This window comes from Streptomyces flavofungini (genome assembly GCF_041028215.1).
GTDB classification, from domain to species: Bacteria; Actinomycetota; Actinomycetes; order Streptomycetales; family Streptomycetaceae; genus Streptomyces; species Streptomyces flavofungini_B.
On record NZ_JASKYR010000384.1, the window covers coordinates 1 to 7,384 of the forward strand.

Annotated in this window: 5 protein-coding genes and 1 pseudogene; 5 read left to right on the forward strand and 1 reads right to left on the reverse strand. The window is 71.7% G+C overall.

What is annotated here, in order from left to right; genetic code table 11:
* The first annotated feature begins 211 nt into the window (after positions 1-211).
* From AB8Z36_RS24370 to AB8Z36_RS24385, 4 genes and pseudogenes are all read left to right on the forward strand, one after another.
* Positions 212-2,332 (forward strand): glycosyltransferase, encoded by a 2,121-nt coding sequence (locus AB8Z36_RS24370; RefSeq protein WP_440581988.1) that lies wholly within the window; start codon positions 212-214, stop codon positions 2,330-2,332.
* Complete coding sequence (locus AB8Z36_RS24375) at positions 2,329-3,573, forward strand: acyltransferase family protein (protein ID WP_369215506.1); 1,245 nt, start codon at positions 2,329-2,331, stop codon at positions 3,571-3,573. Before AB8Z36_RS24370 ends, AB8Z36_RS24375 begins: the two co-directional genes overlap by 4 nt.
* Before the next feature lie 389 nt (positions 3,574-3,962).
* On the forward strand, positions 3,963-4,577 hold the full coding sequence (locus AB8Z36_RS24380) for a hypothetical protein (RefSeq protein ID WP_369215507.1): 615 nt from the start codon (positions 3,963-3,965) through the stop codon (positions 4,575-4,577).
* 497 nt (positions 4,578-5,074) lie between these two features.
* Positions 5,075-5,737 (forward strand): annotated as a pseudogene (locus tag AB8Z36_RS24385) (hypothetical protein).
* 28 nt (positions 5,738-5,765) lie between these two features.
* On the opposite strand, the gene AB8Z36_RS24390 reads toward AB8Z36_RS24385, so the two are convergent.
* Positions 5,766-6,722, reverse strand: coding sequence for an EamA family transporter (locus AB8Z36_RS24390; protein ID WP_369215508.1), 957 nt, complete (start codon positions 6,720-6,722; stop codon positions 5,766-5,768).
* Positions 6,723-6,832: 110 nt separating this feature from the next.
* Between AB8Z36_RS24390 and AB8Z36_RS24395 the strand changes: the two genes are divergently transcribed.
* Entirely contained in the window at positions 6,833-7,375 is a 543-nt protein-coding gene (locus AB8Z36_RS24395) for a MarR family winged helix-turn-helix transcriptional regulator (protein ID WP_369215509.1), read from the forward strand.
* Positions 7,376-7,384 lie beyond the last annotated feature (9 nt).

Genomic DNA, 7,384 nt, shown 5'->3' on the forward strand with positions numbered 1-7,384 from the left:
CCCCCGGCTTCACCCCACCCGGGCACTCGACCCCCACGCTCACACCCAAGCCCAAGACAGCCGTCCCCGAACCGGCCAGACCCAGAACGGCCCCGCCCTGAACAGCAACGTCCACACCGGCCACCGCGCCAGGCCCGGACACGTCCCCCCGAACGGCCGGCCCAAGGGCCGCCGCGGCAAGGCGGCCCCCGCCCGGCGCCGCCGCCTGCCCCTGCGCTATCTGCTGCCCTCACTGCTCCTCGTGGCGCTGCTCGCCATGCTGATGCTGCGCGGCTACGTCCACAGCGAGATCCTCGCCGACCACCGCGTCCGGCCGCCCGCGCCCACGGACCACGTACCGGAGAAGATCCTCCAGGGCGGCCCGGTCATCGACACCCGGGGCGGCCGCGAGGCCACGATGAGCGTGCCAGACCACCGGCTCGTGCTGACCTTCGACGACGGCCCGGACCCCGAGTGGACCCCCAAGGTCCTCGACGTCCTCAAGAAGCACCACGCGCACGGCGTCTTCTTCGTCACCGGCACCATGGCCTCGCGCTACCCGGACCTCGTCCAGCGCATGGTCGACGAGGGCCATGAGGTGGGCCTGCACACCTTCAACCACCCCGACCTCTCCTACCAGTCCGAGAGCCGCATCGACTGGGAGCTCTCGCAGAACCAGCTCGCGCTCGCCGGAGCCGCGGGCATCCGCACCTCCCTCTTCCGCCCGCCGTACTCCTCGTTCGCCGACGCGATGGACGACAAGGCGTACCCGGTCACGAAGTACATAGGCGGCCGCGGCTATCTCACCGTCGTCAACAACACCGACAGCGAGGACTGGAAGCGCCCCGGCGTCGAGGAGATCATCCGCCGCGCCACGCCCGAGGGCGGCAAGGGCGCCATCGTCCTCATGCACGACTCCGGCGGCGACCGCTCCCAGACCGTCGCGGCGCTCGACCGCTTCCTGCCCGCCCTCCAGAAGGAGGGGTACAGGTTCGGGAACCTCACCGAGGCGCTCGACGCGCCCAGCGCGCACACCGAGGTCAGCGGCGTCGAACTGTGGAAGGGCAAGGCCTGGGTCTTCCTGGTCGGCGCCTCCGAGCACCTCACCGACGGCCTGGTCGTCGCCCTCGCGGTCATCGGCGTCCTGGTCTTCACCCGCTTCGGCCTGATGCTGCTGCTCTCCGCGGTGCACGCCCGCAAGGTGCGGCGGCGGACCTTCCGCTGGGGCCCGGAGATCACCGAGCCGGTATCGGTCCTGGTCCCCGCGTACAACGAGGCCAAGTGCATCGAGGCGACGGTCCGTTCCCTGATGGCGAGCGACCACCCCATCGAGGTGATCGTCATCGACGACGGCTCCTCGGACGGCACGGCCCGCATCGTCGAGGGCCTGCGCCTGCCGAACGTACGGGTGGTGCGCCAGCACAACGCGGGCAAGCCCGCCGCCCTCAACCGCGGCCTGGCCAACGCCCGGTACGACATCGTCGTGATGATGGACGGCGACACCGTCTTCGAGGAGTCCACCGTCCGCGAACTCGTGCAGCCCTTCGGCGACCCGCGCGTGGGCGCCGTCGCGGGCAACGCGAAGGTCGGCAACAGGGACTCCCTGATCGGCGCCTGGCAGCACATCGAGTACGTGATGGGCTTCAACCTCGACCGCCGGATGTACGACATGCTGCGCTGCATGCCGACCATCCCGGGCGCGGTCGGCGCGTTCCGGCGCTCGGCCCTTGAGCGGGTCGGCGGCATGAGCGACGACACGCTCGCCGAGGACACCGACATCACCATGGCCCTGCACCGCGACGGCTGGCGCGTGGTGTACGCGGAGCGTGCGCGCGCCTGGACCGAGGCGCCGGAGTCCGTCCAGCAGCTCTGGTCCCAGCGCTACCGCTGGTCGTACGGCACGATGCAGGCGATCTGGAAGCACCGCCGCGCGGTCGTCGAGTCGGGCCCCTCGGGCCGCTTCGGCCGGATCGGCCTGCCCCTGGTCTCCCTCTTCATGGTGCTCGCGCCGCTCCTCGCCCCGCTCATCGACGTCTTCCTCCTCTACGGCCTGATCTTCGGGCCCACCCAGAAGACGGTCGCCGCCTGGCTCGGCGTCCTCGCCGTGCAGGCGGTCTGCGCGGCGTACGCCTTCCGCCTCGACCGCGAGCGCATGACCCACCTGATCTCGCTGCCCCTCCAGCAGATCCTCTACCGGCAGCTCATGTACGTGGTGCTGCTCCAGTCCTGGATAACCGCGCTCACCGGAGGCCGCCTGCGCTGGCAGAAGCTCCGCCGCACGGGAGTTCTTGAGGCGCCCGGCGCGATCCCGCGACAGCGGACGGGCGACCACGATCGGAGGCCCGTCGCATGAGCCACGCCTACGCCCCCGGGCAACCGTCGCCGGAGCAGGCGTGGCAGCTGCCGCCGGTGCCCCCGGAGCCCGCTGCCGCGCCCGCGCCCAAGAAGCCCGGCCGCGACCGCTACCTGGACCTGCTGCGCTCCCTCGCGCTCGTCCGCGTCGTCGTCTACCACCTGTTCGGCTGGGCCTGGCTGACGATCGTCTTCCCCTCCATGGGCGTGATGTTCGCGCTGGCGGGCTCCTTGATGGCGCGCTCCCTCAAGCGCCCCGCGTGGGGAGTGATCAAGGGGCGCGTACGCCGCTTGCTGCCCCCCATGTGGATCTTCAGCGCCGCCGTCCTCGTCCTGCTCTTCGCGGGCGGCTGGAAGCTGAGCGAGGACCCGGACCACCCGGGCACCTGGGGCCTGGTGAGCATGCTCAACTACGTGTTCCCGGTGGGCGCCCCGCCCTTCCCGTGGAACCTGGGCGACAAGGCGGGCCTCCTGGAGGACACCTGGCCCGCGCAGGCGGCGGGTCCCCTCTGGTACATCCGCGCCTATCTGTGGTTCGTCATCGCCTCTCCGCTCCTGTTCTGGGCGTTCCGCAGGGCCCCGTGGGCGACGCTGCTCGCCCCGCTCGCCCTCACCGCGGTCGTCGGCACGGGCCTGGTCACGATCCCGGGCGAGACGGGCAACGCCGTCACTGACTTCGCGCAGTACGGCAGCTGCTGGGTGCTCGGCTTCGCCCACCAGGACGGCATGCTGGCCCGCGTCCCGCGCTACCTCGCGGTGTCGGCCTCCGCGCTGATCATGGCGTTCGGCCTGTGGTGGGCCTCGGGGCACCTGGGCCCGGACGGCTGGGACCTGAACGACATCCCGCTGGCACAGGCGGCGTGGTCCTTCGGGTTCGTCGTGATCCTGCTCCAGTACTCGCCGTCGTGGCAGGAGCTGCCGGGCAGGCTCGCCAGGTGGGACAAGCTGGTGACGCTCTCCAACAACAGAGCCGTCACGATCTACCTCTGGCACAACTTCCTGATCATGGCGACGGTCCCGATCATCGACCTCGCGTACGACCTGCCGTTCATGGAGGACGAGCGCTGGAGCTCGGCCCTGGACACCACGTACATGCTGTGGATGACGCTGCTGGTCTGGCCGCTGATCGGCCTGATGGTGGTGGCCGTCGGCTGGGTGGAGGACCTGGCGGCGAAGCGCCGCCCACGCCTGTGGCCGAACGGCACGAAGCGCCCGGCGCGGGGGAGACGGGCGGTGCGCTGAGCGCTCCGCGCGGCGGACGAGTTGTGCAACCGTTATCGGCGCTGCGGGCGTGGACGGGCGTGGGCCGGAGTGGCACATATCCGTTCATGGCCGCCCAGCGCGGCTGCCCGCCGGGGCGTCGGGCAGTGCCCCAACCGCTGCCGGACCGACGGTACTTCGCACGGGGGAACGCCTTCGTCCCTTCTGCGGGAAGGGGCATCGGCCGCAGGATTGGCACACGCCAACGGTAGGTGTTTCGCGTGGCGCAATCGCTTGGACGCGGTGCGTGGCCGCCTCCTAGGGTGGCCTGACCTGATCAACCGGCCGCACTGCGCGTGCTGATCACGCGCATCACGTATGCGGCCGATCGCGCGCGGGCGGCGGGGCCCCACACCTGCCGGGAGTCTGTTTTGCTTCGCAAGAAGACCGCGCTGCGTCTCGCCGCGCCCGTCGCCGTACTCGCCCTCGCCCTGACCGCCTGCGGCGGCGGTGACGACGACAAGAAGTCCGAGGACACCAAGAAGTCCGGCACCCCCACGTCGGACTCCGCGGGCTCCGAGGCCGAGGCGCCCTCCGCGCTCAAGCCCGGCCAGAGCGCCACGGGCAAGTCGAAGGAGGGCGACGCCATGGTCACGTACGACATAGCCGCCCAGAAGGTCGACCTCGGCACCGAGGCCGAGACCGAGAAGCTGGTCTCGGACCCGAAGAAGGCCAAGGGCCTGGTCGCCGCCGTCGCCCACGTGAAGTACACGCACAAGGCGGGCGCCCCGCTCGCCGACGTCCCGGACGTCGGCGACGGCGCGGAGATCTACGCCGACGGCACCCGCGGCGGCCTTCTGATCGGCGCCTCCGAGTCCGCCCCGGGCTGCGAGGACGAGCTGGAGCTCGAAGGCTGGAAGAAGGGCCAGAGCCACGTCCTCTGCCAGACCTACCTGGTCCCCGCGGGCGCCAAGGAGCTTGAGGTCCACTGGACTCCGGAGGACAGCGAGGACGAGCCGGTGATCTGGAAGTTCGCCGCGAAGTAGCCGGTACCCCCGCCGCCGGGGCGGCGGGTCCTTCGGCGTACAGGGCCGCACATCGGGTGGACGACGATGTGCGGCCTTTGCCGTCCGGTGCTGTCCGGTGCTGTGTGGGCGCGGCTGTCCGGGCGGAGTGCGCGTGGCTGTCCGGACGGGGCGCGTGCGTCGTGCGGGCGGGCGTGTGAGCCGCATCCCACGCCCCGCGAATGCGAACGCGACTGTTTGACCGACCACTTGTCGCCGTACCGGTCCCAGGACGGGCACGGACGGGCGCTGGTGGGCCGCGGCGGACGGCGTACGCGGCGCTCCGCCGTTTCGGGGCAGCCGATATGGGCGGTATGCCGGTCCATCGCGCGAACATGCCACTGGCACGCCCCTGTCGGCGCCGCTAACTTCCCTCTTCACTTCCGAGAACCGCGAATCCCGCTGATCCGCCCATACGCCTGACCGCCTGACCGACGGCCTCGGTCGTCGGTCGAGAGATCCGGAAAGAGAGACGGGACATGCCCGCACCCCGCTATATCGTCGAGGACTCCGCCCGCGACCCCCGCGCCGACATCTGGTTCGCCCTCCCCTCCGGCTTCACGGAACTGCCCCTGGACGTGCTGACCGCGGCTTCCGGTACGCCCGCCGCCCAGCGCCTCGGCGCCGTACTCGCGCCGATGGCCGGGGCCATGCCGGAGGGGGTGCCCCGGGAGCTGTTCCTCGGGGAGCTGGCCGCCGCCCAGCAGCTGCTGCTCGCCCTGCGCGGGACCGGCACCGTGCACTGTTCGCTGGGGCTGCACGGGGACGACTCCGGGGGACGGGGGCGGCCCCTGCTCTGTCTCTTCTCCGTGGCCTGGGGGGACATCGCCCGCTCGCCKCSWSSCGYSKSYGCCGCGCGCGCCGTGTCCGGCGGCGGGCGGCACACGCGCGTGGAGTACCGCGACATGCCCTGCGGCCCGGCCTCGTTCAGCGAGGTGCTGCGGGCCCCCGCCGAGGGGTCCGGGCTGCCGTCGATGTCGCTGTTGCAGGTCCACGCCCATCTTCCGCACCCCGACGGCAGGCGGATGGCGGTCCTCACGCTGACGACCGCGGCGATCGCCCGGCGCGCGCAGTACCGGGCGATCTTGGGCCGCATGGCCCACCTGGTCAGTTTCGAGAACCCGCTGGTCGCGACCCCCTGAGCGGGGCGTCCCGGCCGCGGGCGGTTCGTCAGGCGCGCCGGGCCCGGCGCCGGTTCTGGCCCAGCACGACGCTGCCGATCACCAGGACCAGGCCGCCGAGCTGCCAGGGGGTCAGGGTCTGGCCGAGGAGCAGCAGCCCGGCCAGGGTGGCGACGACCGGGTTGGTCAGGCCGAGGAAGGCGACGGAGGAGGCGGGGAGGCGTTCGATGCCGCGGAACCAGAGGGCGTACGCGAGGGCCGTGCCGATGATGCCGAGGTAGGCGTATCCGGCGATGTTGTCGCCGGTGAAGTGGTCGGGCAGGCCCTCGGCGGTGAGGGCGACGGGGGCGAGGACGAGGCCGCCCGCGGTCAGTTGCCAGCCGGTGAGCGCGAGCAGGGACACGCCTTCGGGGCGCCCCCAGCGCTTGCTGAGGACCACGGCGAGGGCCATCAGGGTCGTGGCCGTCAGCATCGCGACGATGCCCGCGAGGTCCACGGTGGCGCTGCCGCGCAGGACGAGCAGGGCGACGCCCGCGACGCCGACGAGGCCCGCGAGCAGGGTGCGGCGGGTGGGCCGCACCTTCAGGACGCCGATCCCGAACCCCGCGACGAGCAGCGGCATGATGGCGCTGACGGTGGAGGCGACGCCGCCGGGCAGGTGGTAGGCGCCGAAGAAGAGGAGCGGGAAGAACGCACCGAAGTTCAGGAGCCCGAGCACACCGGCCTTCCACCACCAGTCGCCGCTCGGGAGCCGCCGGGTGAGGGCGAGCAGGATCAGCCCGGCGGGCAGCGCGCGGAGGGCCGCGGCGAGCAAGGGGCGGTCCGGGGGCAGCAGTTCGGTGGTCGTGACGTAGGTGGTGCCCCAGGTGGCGGGACCGATCGCGGCGAGCGCGGCCATGCCCGCGGCGGCCTTGGCGGAGGTGCCGGGGGCCGGTGCGGCGGCGGAGCTTCCCTGGACGGTGGTGACGTCGTCGTGCCGGGCCTTGCTCGTCGTACGAATGGACATGACTTCCCCCTCGAAGTTCCCCTCAACGCTGTTATTCTCAACGTTGAGATAAATATGCGGCGTCGGTCTGCGAACGTCAAGTATCTGAACGTTGAGAGATTGGGTCACGGATGAGCGGCAGCGGAGAGACGACGGCCGGGGCGAGGGCGGACGCCATCGACGAGCTGCGCGGCCAGTGGCGCAGGGAGCGCCCGGACCTCGACCTTGCTCGCCTCGACGCGATGGCCCTGGTCGGCCGCATCAAACGGGCCGACCACCTGCTGAGCAAGGGCATGAAGAAGGTCTTCGCCGAGTACGGCCTGGAATTCGCCGAGTTCGACGTCCTCGCGACGCTGCGCAGGGTCGGCGCCCCCCACGAACTGACCGCGGGCGGCCTCCTGAAGTCCGCGATGGTCACCTCCGGCGCCATCACCAACCGCCTCGACAAACTGGAGCGCAAGGGCCTGATCGAACGCCGCCCCGACCCCACCGACCGCAGAGCCATCCGCGTCCGCCTCACGGCCACGGGCCTCGACCTGGTCGACCGCGCGGTCGTCGACCACATCGCCAACGAGGAACGCATGCTGGCGGCCCTGACCCCGGAGGACCGCGCGACCGTGGACGACGTACTGCGCAGACTCCTGGTGTCCCTGGGGGACACGCATCTGGGGTGAGGGAGGGCC

What these genes read in the sequence shown, in the direction of transcription:
- AB8Z36_RS24395 (WP_369215509.1), top strand. Translation starts at nt 6,833, where the DNA reads ATGAGCGGCAGCGGAGAGACGACGGCCGGGGCGAGGGCGGACGCCATC.
- AB8Z36_RS24390 (WP_369215508.1), bottom strand. Translation starts at nt 6,722, where the DNA reads ATGTCCATTCGTACGACGAGCAAGGCCCGGCACGACGACGTCACCACC.
- AB8Z36_RS24375 (WP_369215506.1), top strand. Translation starts at nt 2,329, where the DNA reads ATGAGCCACGCCTACGCCCCCGGGCAACCGTCGCCGGAGCAGGCGTGG.